Origin of the sequence: Chryseobacterium potabilaquae (genome assembly GCF_902728265.1) — a bacterium.
GTDB lineage: Bacteria > Bacteroidota > Bacteroidia > Flavobacteriales > Weeksellaceae > Chryseobacterium > Chryseobacterium potabilaquae.
In genome coordinates this window covers 1-736 of sequence record NZ_CACVBR010000121.1, presented here as the reverse complement: position 1 = coordinate 736, position 736 = coordinate 1, and the positions used below count along the sequence as shown (strand labels likewise).

Below are 736 nucleotides of genomic sequence, written 5' to 3'. Positions count from 1 at the left end.
TGGGAGGAACTGAATCTCTCTTATATCCTTTATCAAGTATAACAGAAGCTATAAGTAAAAGTAAAAAACTTTCTATATCAGTAGACCGATCTGAAGTGAAGAAAACCTGTAAGAATCTGAAAATCACTGAAAATTGTTTTTTTGTCACTTCCTTTATGCAGGTACTACATCGCATAACTCGAGAAAACAATATTATGATAACCACTGTTTCTAATGGAAGGTCATCTGCAAATATTTCGGATACTATTGGTATGTTTGTACAGACTCTTCCGGTGGTAAGCCATTTTACTGATGATACCATTGTTCATACAATGTCAAAAATGCAACGTCAGTTGCTAGATACTCTTAGCCACGATAAATATCCATTTATACGCTTATCTGAAAGACATAGTTTACAACTCAATATTATGATATCTTATCAGGGAGAGGTTGTAGATAAACAAATGGGTTTTAATAATGAACCTACTGAATGGGTAAAGCTTTATTTAACAAAAACTAAAGTGCCACTTAGCCTCAATATAATTCCAGTAGAAGGTATTTATCTCTTGGAATTCGAATATGATACTAAACTTTATTCTGAAACGGATATTTTTAATTTAGGGAGAGCCATTCAATCATTTATAAATTCTCTTGTCTCAGCATCTGATCAACAAAAGATTTTGGATGTGCCTATAATTTCTAAAAAAGAGACTAATGAGTTAATAGCTTTAGGAAAAGGAAAAGAACTTACTTATGA

Annotated in this window: 1 protein-coding gene; it reads left to right on the top strand. The window is 31.9% G+C overall.

From position 1 onward, the window contains the following. Window positions 1-95 precede the first annotated feature (95 nt). On the top strand, window positions 96-736 hold a 641-nt coding region (locus tag CHRY9293_RS18440; RefSeq protein ID WP_228455609.1), incomplete at its 3' end, for a condensation domain-containing protein.